Annotated in this window: 1 protein-coding gene; it reads left to right on the forward strand. The window is 64.8% G+C overall.

The genetic code is table 11. The annotated features are described in order from the left end of the window. Positions 1–253 precede the first annotated feature (253 nt). On the forward strand, positions 254–531 hold a 278-nt coding region (locus tag AC0IYH_RS29185; RefSeq protein WP_471837498.1), incomplete at its 3' end, for a hypothetical protein.

Raw genomic sequence — 531 nt, forward strand, 5'->3', positions numbered from 1 at the left:
GTACCCAACACGTTTGGGGTGACGCGGCTGGAGTGAGGAGGCGGGTCGGGCGAGCCACGTCGCGTGAATGTCGATTCGACGTGGATCGTGAGGACTTCCGTCTTTCAGGCTTGTCCCGGCGCTGACCGGACGGAAAAGCCGTAATGTGTGGGTGGTGCGGCCGAGGCCAGAACAGACAGCGTATTACGATGACCACGGCGAGATTCCCGCCGGGATTGCCGTTGATTCATCCTTGATGGCCACCTGTGCGGGCATGATGCTCGACACCACCGTCACTGCCATTCCGTCATACGGGAACCAGCGCGGTCTGGTCGCCCCGGTCGGTGGATGCCCGGACGAACCCTGCACGAAGGACTCCGGTTCGTCGCAACGGGACATGCGAGCCGAATCGCGAACCCGGTGGCAGCGGCGCGGAGCCTCCGATCTGAACGGGCCGCCATTGCACGATGCCCGGCTATCCGCGCGCCAGTTCGGCAGCATCGACACGCCGTTTCGTGGCGAGCGATCACCGGGCTCCGCTCGGCACGAATG

This window comes from Pseudomonas sp. AC463 (assembly GCF_979253585.1).